The organism is Paenibacillus sp. J22P143 (assembly GCF_059692035.1).
This window is the reverse complement of the sequence record NZ_JCAUAQ010000004.1, coordinates 155,741-176,817: the sequence shown is the minus strand read 5'-3', so window position 1 is coordinate 176,817 and position 21,077 is coordinate 155,741. Positions and strand designations below refer to the sequence as shown.

At 44.9% G+C, this 21,077-nt stretch carries 20 protein-coding genes and 1 other annotated feature; of the genes, 15 read left to right on the top strand and 5 right to left on the bottom strand.

The annotated features are described in order from the left end of the window. Positions 1-23 precede the first annotated feature (23 nt). From sigG to ileS, 9 genes are all read left to right on the top strand, one after another. Positions 24-806, top strand: coding sequence for an RNA polymerase sporulation sigma factor SigG (gene sigG / locus AC58PQ_RS09985; protein WP_477594172.1), 783 nt, complete (start codon positions 24-26; stop codon positions 804-806). 143 nt (positions 807-949) lie between these two features. Continuing rightward, the gene (locus AC58PQ_RS09980; RefSeq protein WP_310227040.1) at positions 950-1,249 is read left to right on the top strand and encodes a YlmC/YmxH family sporulation protein; all 300 of its coding nucleotides are present in this window, start codon (positions 950-952) and stop codon (positions 1,247-1,249) included. Between the two features lie 111 nt (positions 1,250-1,360). Continuing rightward, positions 1,361-2,245, top strand: a complete 885-nt coding sequence (pgeF, locus tag AC58PQ_RS09975) for a peptidoglycan editing factor PgeF (RefSeq protein ID WP_497241793.1) — start codon at positions 1,361-1,363, stop codon at positions 2,243-2,245. 18 nt (positions 2,246-2,263) lie between these two features. Next, on the top strand, positions 2,264-2,950 hold the full coding sequence (locus AC58PQ_RS09970) for a YggS family pyridoxal phosphate-dependent enzyme (protein ID WP_497241792.1): 687 nt from the start codon (positions 2,264-2,266) through the stop codon (positions 2,948-2,950). Positions 2,951-2,997: 47 nt separating this feature from the next. Beyond that, the gene (locus AC58PQ_RS09965) at positions 2,998-3,420 is read left to right on the top strand and encodes a cell division protein SepF (protein ID WP_497241791.1); all 423 of its coding nucleotides are present in this window, start codon (positions 2,998-3,000) and stop codon (positions 3,418-3,420) included. A 32-nt stretch (positions 3,421-3,452) separates the two neighbouring features. After that, complete coding sequence (locus AC58PQ_RS09960) at positions 3,453-3,725, top strand: YggT family protein (protein WP_497241790.1); 273 nt, start codon at positions 3,453-3,455, stop codon at positions 3,723-3,725. A 2-nt stretch (positions 3,726-3,727) separates the two neighbouring features. Continuing rightward, entirely contained in the window at positions 3,728-4,510 is a 783-nt protein-coding gene (locus AC58PQ_RS09955) for a YlmH family RNA-binding protein (protein WP_497241789.1), read from the top strand. A 151-nt stretch (positions 4,511-4,661) separates the two neighbouring features. After that, the gene (locus tag AC58PQ_RS09950) at positions 4,662-5,138 is read left to right on the top strand and encodes a DivIVA domain-containing protein (protein WP_497241788.1); all 477 of its coding nucleotides are present in this window, start codon (positions 4,662-4,664) and stop codon (positions 5,136-5,138) included. Positions 5,139-5,210: 72 nt separating this feature from the next. Continuing rightward, positions 5,211-5,458: a binding site (T-box leader), on the top strand. 68 nt (positions 5,459-5,526) lie between these two features. Next, positions 5,527-8,298: an isoleucine--tRNA ligase gene (gene ileS, locus AC58PQ_RS09945; protein WP_497241787.1), complete on the top strand. Its 2,772-nt coding sequence runs from the start codon at positions 5,527-5,529 to the stop codon at positions 8,296-8,298. Between the two features lie 62 nt (positions 8,299-8,360). On the opposite strand, the gene AC58PQ_RS09940 is transcribed toward ileS, so the two are convergent. After that, positions 8,361-9,098, bottom strand: a complete 738-nt coding sequence (locus tag AC58PQ_RS09940) for a TraR/DksA C4-type zinc finger protein (protein ID WP_497241786.1) — start codon at positions 9,096-9,098, stop codon at positions 8,361-8,363. 177 nt (positions 9,099-9,275) lie between these two features. On the opposite strand from AC58PQ_RS09940, the gene lspA reads away from it, so the two are divergent. From lspA to AC58PQ_RS09920, 4 genes are all read left to right on the top strand, one after another. Further along, the gene (gene lspA / locus AC58PQ_RS09935) at positions 9,276-9,794 is read left to right on the top strand and encodes a signal peptidase II (protein WP_497241969.1); all 519 of its coding nucleotides are present in this window, start codon (positions 9,276-9,278) and stop codon (positions 9,792-9,794) included. Further along, positions 9,769-10,719 (top strand): RluA family pseudouridine synthase, encoded by a 951-nt coding sequence (locus tag AC58PQ_RS09930; RefSeq protein ID WP_497241785.1) that lies wholly within the window; start codon positions 9,769-9,771, stop codon positions 10,717-10,719. The genes lspA and AC58PQ_RS09930 overlap by 26 nt, the downstream gene beginning before the upstream one ends. A 35-nt stretch (positions 10,720-10,754) precedes the next feature. Next, positions 10,755-11,909 (top strand): aminotransferase A, encoded by a 1,155-nt coding sequence (locus AC58PQ_RS09925; RefSeq protein WP_497241968.1) that lies wholly within the window; start codon positions 10,755-10,757, stop codon positions 11,907-11,909. Between the two features lie 100 nt (positions 11,910-12,009). Next, a complete protein-coding gene (locus tag AC58PQ_RS09920; RefSeq protein WP_497241784.1) occupies positions 12,010-13,179 on the top strand; it encodes a methyl-accepting chemotaxis protein in 1,170 nt (389 codons plus the stop codon). A gap of 62 nt (positions 13,180-13,241) precedes the next feature. Here AC58PQ_RS09920 and AC58PQ_RS09915 read toward each other — a convergent pair whose 3' ends face one another. The 4 genes from AC58PQ_RS09915 to AC58PQ_RS09900 form a co-directional block, all read right to left on the bottom strand. Next, entirely contained in the window at positions 13,242-14,363 is a 1,122-nt protein-coding gene (locus AC58PQ_RS09915) for an N-acetyldiaminopimelate deacetylase (RefSeq protein WP_497241783.1), read from the bottom strand. A 26-nt stretch (positions 14,364-14,389) separates the two neighbouring features. Continuing rightward, positions 14,390-15,100: a 2,3,4,5-tetrahydropyridine-2,6-dicarboxylate N-acetyltransferase gene (dapD, locus tag AC58PQ_RS09910; RefSeq protein WP_497241782.1), complete on the bottom strand. Its 711-nt coding sequence runs from the start codon at positions 15,098-15,100 to the stop codon at positions 14,390-14,392. A 72-nt stretch (positions 15,101-15,172) separates the two neighbouring features. Then, positions 15,173-17,053, bottom strand: coding sequence for an ABC transporter ATP-binding protein (locus AC58PQ_RS09905; RefSeq protein ID WP_497241781.1), 1,881 nt, complete (start codon positions 17,051-17,053; stop codon positions 15,173-15,175). Next, complete coding sequence (locus AC58PQ_RS09900; protein WP_497241780.1) at positions 17,050-18,774, bottom strand: ABC transporter ATP-binding protein; 1,725 nt, start codon at positions 18,772-18,774, stop codon at positions 17,050-17,052. Before AC58PQ_RS09900 ends, AC58PQ_RS09905 begins: the two co-directional genes overlap by 4 nt. A 247-nt stretch (positions 18,775-19,021) precedes the next feature. Between AC58PQ_RS09900 and AC58PQ_RS09895 the strand changes: the two genes are divergently transcribed. Beyond that, positions 19,022-19,708: a response regulator transcription factor gene (locus AC58PQ_RS09895; RefSeq protein ID WP_497241779.1), complete on the top strand. Its 687-nt coding sequence runs from the start codon at positions 19,022-19,024 to the stop codon at positions 19,706-19,708. Positions 19,709-19,710: 2 nt separating this feature from the next. Continuing rightward, positions 19,711-21,030 (top strand): sensor histidine kinase, encoded by a 1,320-nt coding sequence (locus tag AC58PQ_RS09890; protein WP_497241778.1) that lies wholly within the window; start codon positions 19,711-19,713, stop codon positions 21,028-21,030. Positions 21,031-21,077: the final 47 nt, after the last annotated feature.

Sequence of the window (21,077 nt, the reverse complement as noted above, 5' to 3'; positions counted from 1 at the left end):
TTTCTCCTTGGGAGGTAATCACGGTGACCCGAAATAAAGTTGAGATATGTGGAGTTGACACCGCCAAACTGCCTGTGCTGACCAATGCAGAGATGCGTGAGTTGTTCACTGACCTGCAAACTAAACAAGAACGAACTGCAAGAGAGAAATTGGTCAATGGCAACTTAAGGTTGGTACTGAGTGTGATTCAACGGTTCAACAATCGTGGAGAGTATGTGGACGATCTCTTCCAAGTTGGCTGTATTGGTTTGATGAAAGCCATTGATAACTTTGATTTAAGTCAAAATGTCAAATTCTCGACCTATGCTGTACCTATGATTATAGGTGAGATACGCCGCTACTTACGAGATAATAACCCGATTCGCGTTTCTCGTTCCTTGAGAGATATAGCTTACAAAGCATTACAAGTTAGAGACAGTCTGACGAATCAAAACTCACGCGAGCCATCTATTTATGAAATCTCTGAAGCCTTGAATGTACCCAAAGAAGATGTCGTGTTCGCGCTCGATGCTATTCAAGATCCGGTATCCTTATTTGAGCCCATTTATCATGATGGGGGCGATCCCATCTATGTCATGGATCAAATAAGCGATGAGCGCAATAAGGACATGTCATGGATTGAGGGTATCGCATTGCGAGAAGCCATGCAAAAGCTGAATGCCAGAGAGAAGATGATTCTTTCTATGCGCTTCTTTGATGGCAAGACCCAGATGGAAGTGGCAGATGAGATTGGTATCTCTCAAGCGCAGGTCTCAAGGCTAGAGAAATCAGCGATTTGTCAGATGCAGAAGCATGTGAAATCCTAAGTGTAATTTACAAAGACTGGATCGGCCTTGGTAGACAAGCCGTGAAGGTCTTTTTTCGCGGATTTGGACATTTTGCCCATTAGCCACATATACTAATAGAAAAATCAGTACAAATTCTAATGAGATATGTGGTGATAGGCCTCATGAAAATATCTGATTTCCAGACGAAAGATGTAATTAATATTGTGGACGGTAAGAAGCTTGGACAAATCAGTGATTTGGAGCTTGACCTGCGCCAAGGACGAATCGAGTCTATTGTTGTGCCGAATCAGAGCCGATTTTTTGGATTATTCGGAACAGGGACCGATGTCATTATTCCATGGAAGCATATCGTGAAGATAGGTGCTGATGTTGTGCTCGTAAAGCTAGAAGACGTTCGGCCGTACCGTCAAACGGATGACACCGAAGGGGTATATGAGTTTAATCGTCAATTTCGGAATTGACGTTAGGCACACGGGATGAGGCTGCTTAGTAACTAAGGCAGCTTATCAGCTATCGTGTGTCTTTTCATTTTGTGTGCTAAAGTAGAGGTACACAAGACAGGATGGAGGAGAATGGCTTTGGAACCATTTGTCGTACTATCGAACGTATCTAACGAGGATCAGCCGGTCCTTTTACACATAGCTCCATGGCTAGCTTCATTTCCTGAATTAACGGCGGGCTTTACCTCTCGCATAGGAGGAGTAAGCCAAGCGCCCTTCGCTTCTCTAAATTGCGGACTCCATGTAAACGATAACCGAGATGATGTTGTACGTAATCGTGAGCGCATTGCTGATGCCTTAGGACAGTCCTTTACGTCTTTTACTTATGCAGAACAAGTACATGGGAAAGACATCGCTATCGTCAGTCTAAACGAGCAGGGCATGGGGCGAGATCGCAGAGAAACTGCGCTTCAAGCGAAGGATGGTTTTATTACGAAGGAGAAAGGGATCGTTCTGTGCGCGCAATTTGCGGATTGTGTACCATTATATTTCTATGATCCCGTTCAGCAAGCGGTTGGTCTTGCCCACGCGGGTTGGAAAGGAACTGTGTTAAACATTTCCATGGCTACAATATCCTTAATGACACATACTTTTGGTAGTCAGCCCTCTGATATCCGTGCGGCTATCGGTCCCTCGATTGGAGCCTGCTGTTATGAGGTTGATGATACGGTAGCTTCACGCGTAAGACAAATTTTAGAGGAAACACAAACGTCACTAGAGGAACAAGAAGCTGTCATCATCGATAAGGGCAATGATAAGTATATGTTGAATTTGCAACAATTGAATCGAAAATTGATCGAGCAAGCAGGAATTTTGTCGTCCCATATCGAAGTAACTCAGTTATGTACGAGTTGCCGAACAGATCTGTTCTTTTCACATCGAAAAGAAGGGGGTTCCACAGGACGAATGATCGCTTGGATTGGTCTACGCCCGAAAGGAACTGGCAATGTGTGTTGAATTGAGGTGTAGGGTAGAATGAGCTTATTAGAACGTAAACAAGAAGTTGAAACTCGGATTGCAGCTGTATGTCGGCAGTCAGGCCGTCAAGAAAATGAAATTAAGATCATCGCAGTTACCAAATATGTATCTTTAGAAACGACTGAACAAGTATTGAACACGGGTCTACAGCATATTGGTGAAAATCGTTGGCAAGATGTGAAGCCAAAGTGGGAAGCACTTCATGATCGCGGAACATGGCATTTTCTAGGCCATTTGCAGACGAATAAGGTGAAGGATGTCATTGGTAAATTTGCATTCATTCACTCCCTAGATCGGATGTCCCTTGCCAAGGAATTGGACAAGCAGGCTGCTGCATTAGGGATAGAAGTCAATTGCTTCTTACAAGTGAATATTTCCGGTGAAGCCACGAAGTATGGCGTCGCACCCCAGGATTTCTTCCAGTTTGCTGAGGAAGTAAGCAAGCTTACACATATTCGTGTTTGCGGATTAATGACGATGGCTCCTTACGAGCTTGAATCGGAAGAAACAAGACCTGTTTTTCGAGGCTTACGAGAGCTGCGAGACCAATTGAATGAGCGAAAGCTATTCCCTTATGTCGTGAAAGAGTTATCGATGGGCATGTCAGGCGACTTTGATGTGGCGATTGAAGAAGGTGCAACCTGGGTGCGCTTAGGTACAGTTTTGGTAGGAAAAGAGGGCTAGGCGTTAGGTATATAATGCCGATAAGATTTTGTCAGGAGGGAACCAATATGGGTGTGTATAACCGATTTATGAATTTTCTGGGGCTCCAGGAAGAGGAAGAAGTTGTAGAGCGTGAACGGATTGTAGAAACAACGGAAGAACCTGAAACCAATCCTTATGAATTACGTAATAAAAACAAGGCGAATGTCGTTAGTATACATTCACAGAAAAATTCACGCGTTGTCCTTAGTGAACCTCGTACTTATGAGGAAACACAAGACATTGCGGATCATCTACGTGCTCGTAGGGCCGTTGTTGTTAATTTACAGCGAGTTCGTGGTGATCAAGCCATCCGAATCGTAGATTTCTTAAGTGGTACAGTTTATGCATTGAATGGGTCTATCTCTAAGCTTGGACCGAATATCTTTCTCTGTACGCCAGATTCAGTAGATATTCATGGTCACATCTCTGAGATGATGGGCGAGGAATAGACGTATATCCTAACACAGAGGTGAATGACTACGTGGAAAACGTGTACGATTTTCTATGGGTTTTACAGAAACTTTATTTTTACATGATATTTGGTTATTTGATCTTATCTTGGTTTCCAAATGCACGTGACAGTTTTGTCGGTGGACTGCTCGCTAAGCTGGTTGAACCGTATTTGAGTCCATTTCGCAAAATCATCCCGAGCATTGGTCCCATTGATTTATCCCCGGTTGTGGCGCTATTCGCATTGAATTTCGTGGTTATGGGAATCATTGCAGTTCTTAAGTTCATTGCGAGGTTATTTTAACATTGACGAAAGAAATCTATGGTCATTTTCACCCAGACGAGCACCATTTTGTAGATAAGGCCTGGGATTGGGTCGAGAGAGCTGCTGAGCATCATGCCGTGAAATTAACCGATTTCCTCGATCCCAGACAAGCCTTCATTCTGAACTCACTCGTCAACCGACACCCGGATGTGCATTGCCGTTTTGATGGCGGTTATGAGGCGGCAGAACGTAGACGAGCCCTGATTGCACCAGATTACCGGACTTTGGAAGGTGAAGACATGGCTATGGCCGTGTTGGCCGTCTCCTCAGGGGATGGTAAATTTCTAACATTAGAACATGGAGATTACATGGGCGCCATTCTTGGACTCGGCATGAAGCGAGACAAGGTTGGCGATATTCATGTTATTGATGGCGGCTGCCATTGCCTGGTGACCCAGGACGCAGCCGACTATTTGCATTTGAATTTATCTCAAGTACATAGAGTACATGTTCAAACGGAATTGCTTTCTCTAGACAAGCTAGAGCTAGCGCAAGTACAACTGGATGAGCTTCATTTATCAGTTGCCTCCATGCGTATGGACGGTATTGTAAGCGATGTATTCCGGCTTAGCCGAGCCAAAGTGTTGCAACCAATCCAGGCTGGCCGTTGCCGCGTGAACTGGAAGCTGGAAGAAGATCCAAGCAAGTCCTTGAAAGAAGGCGATATGATCTCCCTACAGGGATTTGGTAGATTTAAAGTGCTTGAAGTGGAAGGCGTATCGAAAAAAGGTCGAATTCGTGTGAAGATTGGCAAGTTTGCATGATCGTGGATAATTTATCCACGAACTTTGCAGGAATTGCTAATTTTCTGTCGAACTGAACTGTATAGACATGGGTGTAGGCTAGCTTGAAGAAAAGCTCAGCTTATACTTACGAAGTCAGTTTTGCTACGCAAAACGCTAAGGAGGGGCACTGATGCCATTAACACCGCTAGATATACATAATAAGGAGTTTTCACGTTCGTTTCGTGGTTATGACGAAGATCAAGTTAATGAATTCTTAGATCAAGTCATCAAGGATTATGAGGCGCTCATTCGTGAAAATAAGGATTTACAGAATCAAAATTTATCTTTGCAAGAGCGTTTGGATCACTTCACGCATATCGAGGAATCGCTGAGCAAGACGATTATCGTGGCTCAGGAAGCTGCGGATGAAGTCAGAAGCAATTCGAAGAAGGAAGCTCAGTTGATTTTGAAGGAAGCTGAGAAAAATGCGGATCGGATTATTAACGAGTCATTGACGCGCTCACGCAAAGTAGCTCTTGAAATTGAAGAACTGAAGAAGCAAGCTTCCATTTATCGCACCCGCTTTCGGACATTGCTTGAAGCTCAACTTGAATTATTGAACACAGAAGGCTGGCAAAGTATGCAGTTTGAAACTACAGAAGAGTAGGCATGTGGCCATAGGCAGTTATCTTATTGACTATGTCTGCCAGATTGGTTATACTCCTGTTAAATGTATCGCAATAAAGCTATGACTGGAACGAGTAGGGCGTTATGAGCAGTGTCAGCGAATTAGGGTTTTGGTGTGAGCCTAATCTCTGCAGCGTACCGAATATCCCCCAGGAGCGTCTCTTGAATCAAGTAGGGAGAAACGGGTCATGCCGTTACACATGATCGAGTGAAGAAGCTCTGTTCGATTCGCCTTTAGGCGTGTGTTCATGATGCTTTTTAACGAGGGTGGTACCGCGAGTTGAGTTTCTCGTCCCTTTTTTGGGGATGAGAGGCTTTTTTTGTTTTTTAGACAATGAAAAGATTGAACCAGGGATGGAGTGGTAATCATGGATTATGGCAAAACATTAAATCTACTACAAACAGAATTTCCGATGAGAGGTAATTTACCTCAAGCCGAACCGAAAATGCAAGAACACTGGGAAGCGGAAGACATTTATGCCAAAGTACAAGAGAGTCGCAAGGGAAGAACGAAGTTTATTTTACATGACGGGCCTCCTTATGCGAATGGAGATATTCATATCGGTCACGCACTTAACAAAGTGTTGAAAGATATTATCGTTCGATTCAAAACACTGCAAGGCTTCGACGCGCCTTACGTACCTGGTTGGGATACGCATGGCTTACCGATCGAGCAAGTGATTACGAACAGCGGGAAAGTCGATCGTAAGAAAATGACCGTACCTGAGTTTCGTGAATATTGCAAAGAGTACGCGCTGCAATCGGTTGAGAAGCAGAAGAGTCAATTCCAACGTCTAGGTATTCGCGGAGATTGGAAGAACCCGTATATCACGTTGCAACCAGACTATGAAGCGCAGCAAATCCGTGTATTCGGTTCGATGGTTCAGAAGGGCTTCGTATATAAAGGGTTAAAACCGGTATACTGGTCCCCATCCTCAGAAAGCGCGTTGGCTGAAGCAGAAATCGAGTACAAAGAGAAAACTTCAACATCCATTTATGTGGCGTTTCCAGTGAAAGATGGCAAAGGTAAGCTTCCTGAAGATGCTGCCATCGTCATTTGGACAACGACAGCTTGGACCTTACCTGCGAACCTGGGTATTTCCTTACACCCTGAATTCGAGTATGCGGTTGTGCAAGCGAATGGGAAGAAATATGTGTTAGCACAAGGTTTGTTAGCAACAGCAGCTAAAGAAATCGGCTGGAGCGAGTACGAAGTATTATCGACTGTAAAAGGCAGCGAGTTGGAGTTTGTTACTTGCCAACATCCTTTCTACGATCGGGAGTCCCTCGTGATGGTTGGCGAGCACGTGACGCTTGAAGCAGGTACGGGTTGTGTCCACACAGCGCCTGGTCATGGGGAAGATGACTTTGCAATTGGTCAGCGTTATAACATTGGCGTACTTTGTCCTGTAGACGATCAAGGCCATTTTACAGCTGAAGCGCCTGGTTACGAAGGCTTGTTCTATGAAAAAGGCGGCAAGCAGATCATCGAGAAGCTGCAAGAGTCCGGACTTTTACTAAAAGCTGCGGATATTCAGCATCAATACGCGCACGATTGGCGTACGAAGAAGCCTGTTATCTATCGTGCAACGGAGCAATGGTTCGCGTCGATCGATAAGTTCAGACAAGAGATGCTGGATGAAATCAAGCAAGTGAAATGGACGCCGGAGTGGGGCGAGGTTCGTCTTCATAACATGATCGCTGATCGTGGGGACTGGTGTATTTCTAGACAGCGGGCATGGGGGGTTCCAATCCCGATTTTCTATTGCCGCAGCTGTAATGAGCCGCTTGTCAACGAGCAAACGATAGAGCATGTTGCTCAGTTATTCGAGCAAGAAGGTTCGAATGCATGGTTCATCAAAGAGGAGAAAGAGCTTCTTCCTCACGGCACTAGCTGTACGAAATGTGGTCATGGCGAGTTCCGTAAAGAAACGGACATCATGGACGTATGGTTTGATTCCGGTTCCAGTCATGTAGCGGTTCTCGAGTCGCGTCCAGAGCTTCAATGGCCTGCTGATCTATACCTTGAAGGCTCCGATCAATACCGTGGATGGTTCAATTCATCCCTGATTACAGGTGTTGCAACAAGAGAGAAATCGCCGTATAAAGGCATTCTCAGTCATGGCTTTACACTGGATGGCGAAGGGCGCAAAATGTCCAAATCCATCGGTAACACGATTGATCCGAATGTGGTTTGCGGCAAACTAGGCGCTGATATTCTTCGTCTATGGGTTTCATCCGTGGATTATCAATCTGATCACCGGATTTCGGACAATATTTTGAACCAAACGACTGAGGTTTATCGTAAAATTCGTAACACCATGCGTTTCCTACTTGGGAATTTGAGTCAATTCAATCCTGAAACAGATCGCGTGGCAACTGCGAATTTGTCAGAGCTTGATCGTTATGCGTTGATTCGTTTGAATCGCATGATCGAGAAAGTTATCAAAGCATATGAAGCTTACGAATTCCATGTTGTGTATCAAACGATTCACCATTTCTGTGCCGTGGAGATGAGCTCTTTCTATTTGGACATCATTAAGGATCGTCTATATGCGAATGCAGCTGAGGACCCAGCACGAAAAGCTTCACAAACCGTGTTATATGCGGCATTAACAGCGATTACGAAACTGATCGCACCGATTCTTCCACATACTGCGGATGAAGTTTGGAAGTACATTCCTGGTGCCGAGCTAAGCTCCGTACAACTTGCGGAATTACCGGAAGTAGAAACGAGTGTATATAACGAAGAATTGGAAAATAAATGGAATTCCTTCTTGGAAGTGCGGGATGACGTTCTGAAGGCGTTAGAAGAAGCGCGTAAAGAGAAAGTCATTGGTAACTCTCTAGGAGCTGCTGTGAATTTGTATCCGAATGAAGCGATGTCTACGTTGTTAACACAATTCGAGCAATTAGATCAGTTGTTCATCGTGTCCGCTGTAAACCTTCACCCACTAGGCATGGTAACCGTACCAGAAGGTGCCCTTCAGTCCAAAGATGTTGCCATTGCAATCGCTGTTGCAGACGGTGAAAAATGTGAACGTTGTTGGATAGTGACACCAGAAGTTGGGCACAGTAAAGAGCATCCAACACTCTGTGTCAGATGTAATGATGTCGTGACTGCTCATTATCACGAGTAGAGGAACCAAACGAGCTTACGCAATTTGCGAAGCTCGTTTGTCCTATTTTTTAATCAGGCTATTCAATCATCATCCAAATCGACGGATCTTTCGGGTTCAAGGAATGGATCGCCTTCATCACTGTGCATATACGCATCGTAGGCTTTACTTCGTACAATCGTAACATGTTCACCATATAGGTCTGTGGCTACAAAGCTTTCGAAAGACTCTACATAGCCTTCCAGCTCATCAGCTTCGATGTACATGTCGTTGTAGCTTTCCACTTGGTTGCTTTCAGCGAAAGCGGGCGTATTCGAGGTTCCCCAGCTTTCTACGATTTGCCACGCATCCTCGCCATCGAATTCAGTTTCGTTGTTTTTCTCATCGAAGCTTGTACGACCGAAAGGCGGGTAAAGAACTTGCTCTTCAACGGGACGTCGGAAGGATTGATCTGGGTCTGGTACATGTTCTATGCTGTACAAGGTTGTAGGGATAGCTTGTAGGCGTTCATACGGAATGGGTTGATGGCTAAAGACGCAAACGCCGTATTCGCCGCTTTCCATACGGGCTAAAGCTTCGTTGACTTGCTGTAAATGCATCTCCGCATGTTCATTGAGCGAGATATCTTTCGCTCTTTCAAAAATTTCAGACCCGATATCACCAGGATGATTATCATACATGGACAGCTCGCCAATGGAATCAGAAAAAGAATTTGCGAGTCCAAATTGATCATTCGTGGCAAAATGCTTCTCCAGTGCAACCTTTTCCTCCAATAGTTGTACATATAATATTTGTAATTGCTCATCAGTTAAATGGCTCATAGGTCATACAGCTCCCTTCTAACAGCTCATCCATACCGTTTATGATGCCGATAGACCGCTTTTTTTAGTGAGGTAATTCCTTGCAAATTAGGAATGTACAAGTTTTCAACATAAGTGGATGCTTACGAAGTCAGTTTTCTGACGAAAACTTTAAGGAGGTACACATAATTGAAATATCTGAAATATTACTTGTATGCGCTTCTTGCATTCATTCTAGATCAAGTTACGAAATGGATTATTGTGAAAAGGGTTCCGCTCGGCGAGGAACGTCCTGTCATCGGTGATTTTTTCATGATTACTTCCCATCGTAATCGTGGTGCGGCTTTTGGTATTTTACAAAACCAGCGTTGGTTCTTTATTGTGATTACGACGATTGTGCTTTGTGCCATTATTTGGTACATGCAGCGCACAATTCGTGAAGGAAAAGTATTGTTGCCCTTCGCATTGAGTTTGCTTTTTGGAGGAGCTTTCGGTAATTTTGTTGACCGTGCCTTATTCGCGGAAGTCGTCGATTTCTTTCAATTCACATTTGACTTTAACTTTTTCGGCAAAGAAGTCGATTATATTTTCCCAATCTTCAATGTTGCTGATTCCTGCATTGTAGTCGGGGTTATCCTGATATTTATCGAGTCGCTGCTAGCTTCACGAAAAGAGAAAAAAGGAGCAACACATGAACAACAACCAGACCTCACCTGAATCCGTATCCCAAGAGCCGATTGAATGGACGGTTGAAGAACAATTTGCCAGCGAACGCATCGATAAGTTTATTACAGAAGCGTTGGATGAAGATATTTCTAGAACACTTGTCCAACAATGGGTCAAAGACGGTCACGTTAAGGTGAATGGGAAAGCGGTAAAACCAAATTATAAATTATCCGTACAAGATGTGATCGCCTTGCAAATTCCTGAACCTCAAGGAGTGGAGCTTGTTGCCGAGCATATTCCGCTAAATGTGGTGTATGAGGATAGCGATGTGATCGTGATAAACAAGCAGAGAGGACTCGTTGTTCATCCGGCACCTGGTCATTATTCGGGTACTTTAGTGAATGCCTTGATGTACCACTGTAAAGACTTATCCGGGATTAATGGTGAGCTTCGTCCTGGCATCGTGCATCGCATCGATAAGGACACTTCAGGCTTAATTATGTCTGCCAAAAACGATAAAGCACATGCGAGTCTTGCTGCGCAATTGAAAGATCACACCGTTAACCGTAAATACATCGCTTTAGTCCATGGATATATTCAGCATGATCAAGGAACCATTGATGCACCTATCGGGCGTGATTCTCATGATCGAAAGATGTATACGGTGACGGATAAAAATAGCAAGACCGCTGTGACGCATTTCGCTGTTATGGAGCGATTCGGGGACTTTACCTTAGTTGAGCTAAAGCTGGAAACTGGCCGCACACACCAAATCCGTGTGCATATGAAGTTCATTGGCCATCCACTCGTTGGAGATCCCATGTACGGCAAAAGCAAAGGCATGCTGATGGAAGGTCAAGCCCTGCACGCGGCGATTCTTGGTTTCAAACATCCGCGTACGGGGGAATGGATGCAGTTTGAAGCGCCGATTCCTCCGGATATGGAAAACCTGATACAAACGATACGGACAACATAGTTCTTGTTCATTGGAGAGGGGGAGAGCTGGATATGTTGGAACATTTGATTAATCCGCAAGTGAAAGACATTCAAATTTCCGGTATTCGCAAAATTTCGAATTTGGTCAGCACCATTCCTGGTGCGTTAACTTTAACGATTGGGCAGCCTGATTTCCCGACGCCGCGGCATATTATCGAGGCGGGTCAGAGGGCTTTGGATCAGAACAAAACCGTTTACACCCAAAACCCTGGACTCTTAGAGCTGCGTGAAGCTGTTTCTAACTTCGTGAAGGTCAAATATGGACAAGTTTATCACGCGGCGGATGAAATTATCGTCACAGCTGGCGCTAGCCAAGCTGTGGATATCACGCTGCGAACGATCTTGACGCCAGGTGCTGAAGTCATCATCCCGGCTCCGATTTATCCCGGATATGAGCCTTTAATCCGCCTAGCTGGGGGCGTTCCTGTCTATGTGGATACAAGAGAGAACGGCTTGAAATTAACGGCTGAGCTGTTGGAGCCTTATTTAACAGATAAAACGCGTTGCGTTATTCTATGTTATCCATCGAATCCAACGGGTCAAGTCCTAAGTGAGCAGGAAATTACAGATTTAGCAGAATTGTTGGCGGATCGCGATTTGTTTGTTTTGTCCGACGAGATCTATAGCGAGTTGGTATATGGGGTTCGTCACCATTCAATTGCAACAGTTGGCAAGCTGCGTGAAAAGACAATCGTGATTAATGGCTTGTCCAAATCGCATGCCATGACGGGCTGGCGGATTGGATTTACAATGGCTCCTGCGTATCTCACAGAGCACATGGTGAAGGTTCACCAGTATAACGTTACCTGCGCTAGCTCAGTAAGCCAATATGCTGCCTTAGAGGCGCTGACGGTTGGGATAGATGATGCGCTGCCAATGCGCGAAGCTTATGTAGCGCGGAGAGACTACGTCTACGATCGATTGCTTGCGATGGGGATAGAGCTTGAAAAACCAGATGGTGCTTTCTACTTGTTCCCATCTATCGCGAAATTTGGCCTATCCTCGCAAGAGTTTGCCATGAGGCTGCTGCAAGAAGAGCATGTCGCAGTTGTGCCAGGCGATGCCTTTACATCCTATGGGGAAGGCTATATAAGAATTTCTTACGCCTACGCACAGGATGTATTGGAGCAATCGCTGGATCGGCTTGAGCGATTTGTAGGTAAGTTGTAATGAACAAAGGTTTTTTTGTTTAGTTAAGCTAAAGCAAATGAAAACAGTCCTTCTATTAAAAGCGCACCTTCATCGTTAATCGATAGGTGCGCTTTTTGCTGTGAGATGTTATTCCGATATAGAGCTTATAGCGCGGCTTATTGCTGCGGTCATTATCGCGGTAACGATTGGACTGGTGCTCACTCGTTCCATTACGCGTCCGCTTCGAGCTGTCAATCGACAGATGCAGGAAATTGCCGAGGGCGATGGTGATTTAAGCCGCGAAATTGTAGTAAACTCCCATGATGAAGTAGCTGAGGTAGCGAATTCGTTTAACCAAATGATACGCAAGTTGCGCCAAATTCTTTCGCAGGCGATGGATACGGCTGTACAAGTTGCAGCATCTTCTGAACAGCTCAGCGCAAGCAGCGAGCAGACGACGAAGGCAACAGAGCAAATCGTTGAAGCGACACAGCTTATTTCGGTAAGTGCAGAAAAAGAACAACATGATATGGATGAGGCTATTGAGGCTATACATCAAATCACTGCAGGGATCGAGCGAGTAGCTGTAGGTAATGAGGAAGTGTCTAGATTTGCTCAATCTGCTGCTGTGGCGTCTAAACAAGGTGCGATTGCAGTGAGTTCTGTTCTTCATGAGATGAAAGAGATTAATGAAACTGTTCAGCACGCATCTTTGGATATTCAATCGCTTGGTGAACAGTCTAAGCAAATCAACGGTATCATTATCATGATTAAAGACTTGTCGAACCGCACGAACATGCTTGCGCTTAACGCTTCGATTGAAGCGGCGCGGGCCGGTGAACACGGCAGGGGCTTCGCTGTCGTAGCGCAGGAAGTGTGCAAGCTAGCGGAACAATCGGGGCAATCTGCTCTCCAGATTGCTGAATTAATTCAAGGAATTGTGCTGCGAACGAATCAAGCGGTTGTCTCAATGGATACGATATCGAATAAAGTTAGCATCGGTCTGGTGAAAACAACAAAGGTCTATGAAGTATTCCATACGATTGAAGATACGGTCTCTGCCGTCTTCTCGCAAGTGAAGCAAACGACGGTCACTAAAGAGGAGCTTGCTGTTTCCAGTAAACATGTGGTGACACTCGCGGAAACGGTATCCGCTGCAAGCAATCAAGTAGTTGCGTTCTGTCAGAATAACGCGGCTTCAACAGAAGAGCAGTTGGCGACGATGGAGGAGATTTCGTCATCCTCCGTCGCATTATCCGGACTTGCTGATGAGCTGCATGGCGTGCTGAGTCGTTTTAAATTAAATTAAACCTGTAATGAAAAGAACCTCCGATCCTACTACGAGAAGTAGTGGATTGGAGGTTCTTTCATTTAACTGGACTTATATCTCAGATAAGCCGTAATCGTATCGATGGCTACATCAATAGCACGCTCATCCGGATCAAGCTTGGCATTATGCAGGCCGTGTGGTGTATCCACGCCTAACCAGAACATGAAGCCAGGGATTTTCTCCAAAAAGTAACCAAAGTCTTCGCCAGTCATGGCTTCCGTACATTCGAACAACGTAACATTGTCACGTCCGCGAAGCCAGTCCATGAATTCGACCGTCAATGCCGGATCATTATACACTTGACGGTAATTGGAACCCCAGTCAATCGCGACTTGGCATTCGAAGGAAGCTTCGATACCCGCGGCTACGGCTTCAATGCGTCCTTTGATCTTGTCCATAGATGCCGCAGAAAGTGTGCGAATCGTCCCCTCTAAGCGAGCCTTCTCCGCGATGATATTCTGCTTCGTCCCAGCTTCCATTTTGCCAATTGTAATCACAGCGGAATCCAAGGGATTCACGTTTCGTGACACGATTGTCTGAAGCTGACCAACCATCTGCGTAGCCGCGATAATCATATCATTGGCTTGATGTGGATAGGCCGCATGGCCGCCTTTACCAAGCAAATCAATGAATAGCTCCGAAGTGTTGGCGAACAAGATTTCAGGTCTGACGGCAATGGTGCCGATAGGGTACTCTGGCGCGATATGGAGCGCAACCATTTGATCCGGCATCCAATCCTGCAATTCCTCAGCACCTAGCATCGGTAATGCGCCGCCAGGTCCTTCTTCAGCGGGTTGGAAGATCACGACAAGATCATCCTTCATGGGATTCAATACGAAATGAGTCACAACCCCCATCCCAATCGACATGTGAAAATCATGCCCGCATGCATGCATATAGCCTGGATGCTGAGAAGGGAAGGGGAGAGTGGTCTCCTCCGTGATCGGAAGCCCGTCCATATCTGCGCGATAGCCGAAGCGTTTGCTCGGATTTAAGCCTTTGATATAGACCAGAATGCCCGTACGCCATGTGCGAATCGTGAGACGATCCTGCGGTAGCTTGGCCAACTGGTCGAGCAGTAGTTGCTGCGTTTTAAACTCTTGGAACCCCGGTTCGGGGATTTGATGCAGCTGACGTCGCAGCTCTACAAAAGGGCTAAGCATAACGATTTCCTCCAGATCCAGACACCTTATAGGGTACGTAGGTCTGCTAGAATTTCGGTTTTGGATTTCGTTTTGTCGTCTACTTTTTTGATGACACGAGCAGGTGCGCCTGCTACAACTGTGTACTCTTCAACATCTTGCGTTACGATTGCGCCTGCTGCTACAACAGAGCCTTTACCAATGCGAACGCCTTCTAGGATAACTGCGTTAGCGCCAACAAGAACGTCATCTTCGATCACACATGGTTGTGCGGAAGGAGGCTCGATAACGCCAGCTACAACAGCACCAGCGCCAATGTGACACATTTTGCCTACTTGTGCACGTCCGCCAAGTACAGCGTTCATGTCAATCATCGTGCCATCGCCAACGGATGCTCCGATGTTGATCAGTGCGCCCATCATAATAATCGCGTTATCGCCAATATGTACTTTATCGCGAATAACAGCGCCTGGCTCGATACGAGCATTGATGTATTTCAAATCTAGCGTAGGAATTGCTGAGTTGCGACGATCGTTTTCTACAACGAAATCAGTAACTTTATCTGTGTTAGCTTCTAGAATCGGTTGAAGCACGCTCCACTCACCGAAAACGACACCGCTGTCGCCAGAGATGAAAGCTTGGCTGCCTTCGCCGAACTCAAGGCCTTGCAGGTTTCCTTTTACATATACTTTCACCGGAGTTTTCTTCGTGCTTTCTTTAATAAACTTAATAATTTCTAGGGTATTCATTTCGGTCATGGTGACATCTCCTTCAAATTTATGATTGACTCTCCTATATTAGCAGAAAGGGGGCGTTTGAGCCAATCTGTTTCACACAGCTTTTTGTGCAAATTGACTATGATAGAGCTCGGCATAGAATCCTTGCTGTTCAAGCAACTCCCCATGCGTGCCCTGTTCAATGACCGTTCCTTGATTCATGACAAGAATGAGATCAGCTTCTCGGATCGTTGATAACCGATGAGCAATCACGAAGCTGGTGCGATTTGCCATCAAATTATTCATAGCGCGTTGGATGGAAACTTCCGTCCGCGTATCGACGCTGCTCGTTGCTTCGTCAAGAATCAAGATCGCTGGATCTGCTAGGATCGCACGTGCAATAGTAAGTAATTGCTTTTGACCATGGGATAGATTGGACGCTTCTTCATTCAAAATCGTATCATACCCATCCGGCAGCGTACGTATGAAATGATCTGCGTAGGCCGCGCGCGCTGCTTCGACGATTTCATCCTCTGTGGCACCATGACGTCCGTAAGCAATATTGTCGCGGATTGTGCCATTGAAAAGCCAGGTATCCTGCAGCACCATACCGAACAGTCCACGAAGATGACTTCGCGACATATCGCGTGAATCCACTCCATCGATGGAAATTCGGCCGCTCTGTAATTCGTAGAAGCGCATGAGCAAATTGACAATGGTTGTTTTGCCTGCACCTGTAGGCCCGACGATCGCAACGGTTTGTCCTGGCAATACAACGATATTCATATTGTCGATAAGTGGTGTATCTGTTTTGTAAGCAAAAGAAACATCCTCAAACTGTACATGACCCTTAACCTGATCGACGGACTCTGTTGCGTTCTTTTCCAAAACCTCTTCAGGCTCATCCAATAATTCAAAAATTCGCTCTGCAGCTGCAATCGTAGACTGTATCACGTTGGCGATATTCGCCACTTGCGTGATCGGCATACCAAATTGTCCGGAATACTGGATGAAGGCGAGAATGTCACCTATTTTAATAACGTTATGAGTAACCATGATCCCGCCGATGACACTGACGAGCACATAGCCGATATTCCCGATAAACGACATTAATGGAAAGATGAGCCCAGAAATAAACTGAGCTTTCCAACCGGAATGATACAAACGATCATTAATCTCATTGAATTTCTCAACAGATTGTCGTTCCCGGCCAAATGCTTTCACAATGGAATGACCTGTATACATTTCTTCGACATGCCCACCCAGCTCACCCAAGGTCCGTTGCTGCCCTTTAAAATATTTCTGAGAGCGGGAAGCGATCATCTTCGTTCCTAGAATACTGAGTGGCAAGGTAACAATGGTAGCCAGTGTTAGTAATGGCGAGATGGTCAGCATCATGATGATGATTCCGACTAAAGTAACAACCGATGTAATAAGCTGCGTTAAGCTTTGCTGCATCGTTGAACTGATCGTATCCACATCATTCGTAGCTCGGCTCATGGTGTCGCCATGGCTTCTTGCATCAAAGAAAGAAAGTGGAACACGCGTAAGTTTCTCGCTGATATCTCGACGTAAATTGAAGACAATACGCTGTGTGACACCGACCATAATCCGTTGCTGGATGTACATTAAGACGGAGCTGAAAATATACAGCAAGGCCAATATTAGAATAATTTGAAAAATCGCATCAAAATCAATCTTGGCGCCTGCGATGCCCTTTAGCTTGCCCATAGAGCCTTCATAAAGCTTCGTTGTCGCATTTCCCATTAGCTTCGGACTCACGATGCTAAATAATGTGCTTAATATGGAGGCAAGCAGGACGAATGAGATCGATATGCGAAAAGGCTGCATATACCCCAGCAGACGCTTCAGTGTACCTTTGAAGTCTTTGGCCTTTTGGACAGGCATCCCCATTCCAGCCATCCCGCCACGGCCAAAATGACCTGGATTTACGCCAGCTGCGGGACGTTGCGGTTCTTTTGGTTTCTCACTCATGCACTTTCCTCCTCTGATAGCTGAGAAGCAACAATTTCTTGATAGACCTCACAGGTTTTCATAAGTTCACTATGCGTACCTATGCCTGCAATTCTTCCTTCATCTAAAACGATAATTTGGTTCGCATCCATAATGGTGCTGACACGCTGAGCGACAATGATCATGGTTGCACGAGCTGTTTCTGATTGTAGTGCAGCGCGAAGCTTCGCATCCGTTTTGAAATCAAGAGCGGAGAAGCTGTCGTCGAAAATATAAATGCTCGGTTTGCGAGCGAGTGCTCGACCAATCGCAAGTCGTTGCTTCTGACCACCCGATAGATTTGTTCCGCCTTGTGCGAGTGTGGCTTGGAAGTTATCTTTCATGCCACTGATGAAGTCAGTTGCTTGGGCAGTTGTTGCCGCAGAAGCAATTTCCTCATCTGTCGCTTCTTCGTTGCCGAATCTGAGGTTGTCCGCAACCGTACCCGAGAAGAGTATGGCTTTCTGTGGAACATAACCGATTTGATTTCGCACACTTTCCAATGAGAGAGAAGGAAGCGGCAGGCCATTCAATGTGATGGAGCCGGACTCGACATCATAGAAGCGCAGCAACAAATTGATGAGTGTCGTTTTGCCTGAACCCGTTCCTCCTATAATGGCTGTAACCTCTCCAGGCGCAGCACGGAAAGAAATATCTTGAATAGCTGGTTGTTCGGCACCAGGATAACTGAAGGTCACGTGATTAAATGCAACGACGGTTTGTTCGTCTTGGAGCTTGAGCGCGTTGTCCGCACTATGGATGTTGGATTTAATCGCAAGTACTTCATTAATACGTACGGCAGAAGCGGATGCTCGCGGGATCATCATGAAGATCATGGTCATCATGAACATACTGAACATAATTTGCATCGCATATTGAATGAATGCCATCAAATCTCCAATTTGCATCTGATTGTTATCAATCCGCACACCGCCATACCAAAGAATGACGACAATGCCAAGGTTAAAAACGAGCATCATGATGGGCATCATCGTAGCCATAATCGTATTGACTTTGATGGCAATTTGCGTGAAATCTTGATTCGCTCGCTCGAATTTCAACTTTTCATGGTTCGATCGATTAAAAGCACGAATGACGCGAATACCTGTTAAATGCTCTCGCAGAACAAGATTGATCCCATCGATTTTCATTTGCAACGTTTTGAATAAGGGAAGGCTTTTACGCATAATAACGGCAATAACAAGTACAAGGATGGGGATTACAGCGTATAGTACAATCGCGAGATTAGTATCTTTATAGGAGGCCATAATGACACCGCCTATGAGCATGGTAGGCACCCCGATGAACATTCGCATCATCACAACTAATTGTTGAACTTGAGCGATATCATTCGTCGTTCTTGTGATGAGTGAAGACGTCCCTAGCTTGTCAAACTCATGCAAGGAAAAGCTCTCGACATGGGCGAAGAGATGCCGGCGTAAATCCCGCCCGAAGCCGGTTGCAGTCTTAGCGAGCAAATAACTTGCCACCATGACACAAGCCATCCCCCCCATGGCGACCAAAAGCATATAAGCCCCGAATCGAAGGATGTAGCCCACATCTCCTTTCACAACACCGACATCGACAATGTCAGAGAGGAGTGTTGGCAGATAGAGCTGAGCGAGCGATTGCAAGAGCATTAATGTGATGATGACAACCACTGAAGCTCGGTAGGGCCTCAAAAACTTAAACAATTTGAACATAGTTTCCTCCTTCAGTTGTGGTCACATAGACAGCAAGTCTAATTAGGGAAATAAAGCCGTTTCATATGTAAATTATAACACATGGGTGTGGATTTGCTCAAAGGAGGGATGGTATCAATCGTTCAATGATATTGACGATCTGCTAGCAACTCTATTAGTATTGGTTTGTTCTAATGGGAATTAATGGTTGAATGAAGCAATATTCAAATATGTATAATCCTAACGCCAGTACATTAGGGAGGGTTCCATGAAGCTATTATGGGTGGAAGATGAGTGTCGAATCGTAGAAGAGGTATTACCATATTTGCAGCTCGAAGGCTGCATGATTACACATGTAACGAATGCCGAAGAGGCTAAGGTAATTTTTGCAAGGGAAACATTTGACTTATTGCTCATCGACTGGATGCTGCCAAGGATGTCTGGTTTAGATTTATGTAAAGACTTACAGCGTATACGGAAAGTTCCTGTCATCATGCTGACAGCGAAGTCGGATGAGGCGCATAAGGTAACTGCGCTTGATGTTGGAGCAGATGATTATATGAGTAAACCTTTCGGAATGAAGGAATTACTTGCGAGAATCAGGGCAGTTCTACGACGATCAGGATCTCAAAGTGTTACTGAAGAATCGGTTGTTCAAATAGGCTCGTTAACCATAGATAAACTGCACCATGAAGTAAGGAAGAACGGTCAGCTTATTTCACTTACACCTACGGAATTTGAATTAATACTTACCTTAGCACTTCAACCGAGACGTGTATTTAGCAGATTACAGCTCATAGAGCAAACTTTAGGAGAAGCTTTTTACGGATTTGATCGTACGATTGATTCACACATTCGTAATCTAAGACGTAAGTTGGAGGAGGATGCTGCTAACCCGAAATATATCATTACTGTGTATGGAATCGGTTATAAATTTGGAGGAGATGTCAGTTAAGCATGTTGGATTCATTGATCAAGTCCAGAGGGATGTATACTGCTTTCCTAACAGCAATTGCATGTTCTTTATGTATATTTAGCATGACTTATTGGAGTCAATTGAAAGTAGAAAAAGATGAACAACATCAAATGATGATTCAAACAGATACAATGATTTCCTCATTGTTTGAGCTCTATGGAAATTGGGAGGAAGTCATAGCTAAGCTTCAATCTTCCAAGATTATGCGTGATCGCGACTTGCAAATTTGGTCATTATCCAATCAACTCATATGGTCACAGAGCAATCCCATCATCGACACAAATGGCAACAACATTTCAAATGCTAGCAACAGGAAAGTGGTATTGGTGAGCGGCCAAAAAGTAGGTACCTTTGTGGTATCTGCAGAGAGCAAAATAAGAGATGTTTCTCGTATATGGAGAAGTTCAGGCCTTATAGGTGTTTTCATCTTTGTCATTTTGGCTAGTGTGCTAGTTGCCAAAGAAAAAGCTCACAAGCGATCATTGAGAAACGTGCTATCTCATTTATCCTTTCTTGAATTACAAAAAAAGGATAGAAGATTATTTACTTTATCAGAAATCGAACAAGCAGTAATCTCACAGATAAGTAAGTTAGGTCAGAAACTCTACCGCCTGGAGACCATTCGCAAATCCATGGTTGCGGATATAGCGCATGAATTGCGAACACCATTAACGATTATGAGAGCGCAGCTTGACAATTCATTTTACAGTCAAAGTCCAATAGAACTTTCTCAAGCCGTATTACTTCAAGATGAAGTATTTCGAATGAGCAAACTACTGGGAGACTTACAGCAGCTCGCTTTAGCAGAGTCGGGCAACTTGCTGTTGAATAAAACGTGGTTCTCATTACGGAAGTGTATGGAGGAACTAATTATTATTTTGGATTCAGATGCCGATGGCGCTCGCATACAATTCATGTTTCACAACGAAAATGATGTGTACCGCGTATACGCGGACGAGGATCGGATTCGACAAGTACTCGTTAATCTGATTGGAAATGCGTTAAAATATGCCTATTCGATTGTCAAGATTACAGTAGGTTTCGATTCTTCTTTCTGTGTGGTCACCGTGTACAACGATGGTGTTGGCATTGAGGAAGAAGAACTTCCATATGTCTTTGAACGTTTCTATCGGGGGCAAGAGAACCGGCAGAAAGAGAAATTGGGTTCACAATCAGGTCTAGGCTTAGGACTTTCCATTGCGAAGCAGTTCATAGAAGTTCATCATGGCACGATTGAAGTTACTAGTAGATGGCAGGAAGGAACGACGTTCCAATTTAGATTCCCTGTATTTTTCGAATGAATAGGATCTGCACAACTTGTCCGTTTTACCTCCATAAGATCTGCATA

Coding starts and splice junctions, on each gene's coding strand:
- AC58PQ_RS09980 (WP_310227040.1), top strand. CDS start 950: ATGAAAATATCTGATTTCCAGACGAAAGATGTAATTAATATTGTGGAC.
- pgeF (WP_497241793.1), top strand. CDS start 1,361: ATGGCTTTGGAACCATTTGTCGTACTATCGAACGTATCTAACGAGGAT.
- AC58PQ_RS09970 (WP_497241792.1), top strand. CDS start 2,264: ATGAGCTTATTAGAACGTAAACAAGAAGTTGAAACTCGGATTGCAGCT.
- AC58PQ_RS09965 (WP_497241791.1), top strand. CDS start 2,998: ATGGGTGTGTATAACCGATTTATGAATTTTCTGGGGCTCCAGGAAGAG.
- AC58PQ_RS09950 (WP_497241788.1), top strand. CDS start 4,662: ATGCCATTAACACCGCTAGATATACATAATAAGGAGTTTTCACGTTCG.
- ileS (WP_497241787.1), top strand. CDS start 5,527: ATGGATTATGGCAAAACATTAAATCTACTACAAACAGAATTTCCGATG.
- AC58PQ_RS09940 (WP_497241786.1), bottom strand. CDS start 9,098: ATGAGCCATTTAACTGATGAGCAATTACAAATATTATATGTACAACTA.
- AC58PQ_RS09930 (WP_497241785.1), top strand. CDS start 9,769: ATGAACAACAACCAGACCTCACCTGAATCCGTATCCCAAGAGCCGATT.
- AC58PQ_RS09915 (WP_497241783.1), bottom strand. CDS start 14,363: ATGCTTAGCCCTTTTGTAGAGCTGCGACGTCAGCTGCATCAAATCCCC.
- dapD (WP_497241782.1), bottom strand. CDS start 15,100: ATGACCGAAATGAATACCCTAGAAATTATTAAGTTTATTAAAGAAAGC.
- AC58PQ_RS09905 (WP_497241781.1), bottom strand. CDS start 17,053: ATGAGTGAGAAACCAAAAGAACCGCAACGTCCCGCAGCTGGCGTAAAT.
- AC58PQ_RS09900 (WP_497241780.1), bottom strand. CDS start 18,774: ATGTTCAAATTGTTTAAGTTTTTGAGGCCCTACCGAGCTTCAGTGGTT.
- AC58PQ_RS09895 (WP_497241779.1), top strand. CDS start 19,022: ATGAAGCTATTATGGGTGGAAGATGAGTGTCGAATCGTAGAAGAGGTA.
- AC58PQ_RS09890 (WP_497241778.1), top strand. CDS start 19,711: ATGTTGGATTCATTGATCAAGTCCAGAGGGATGTATACTGCTTTCCTA.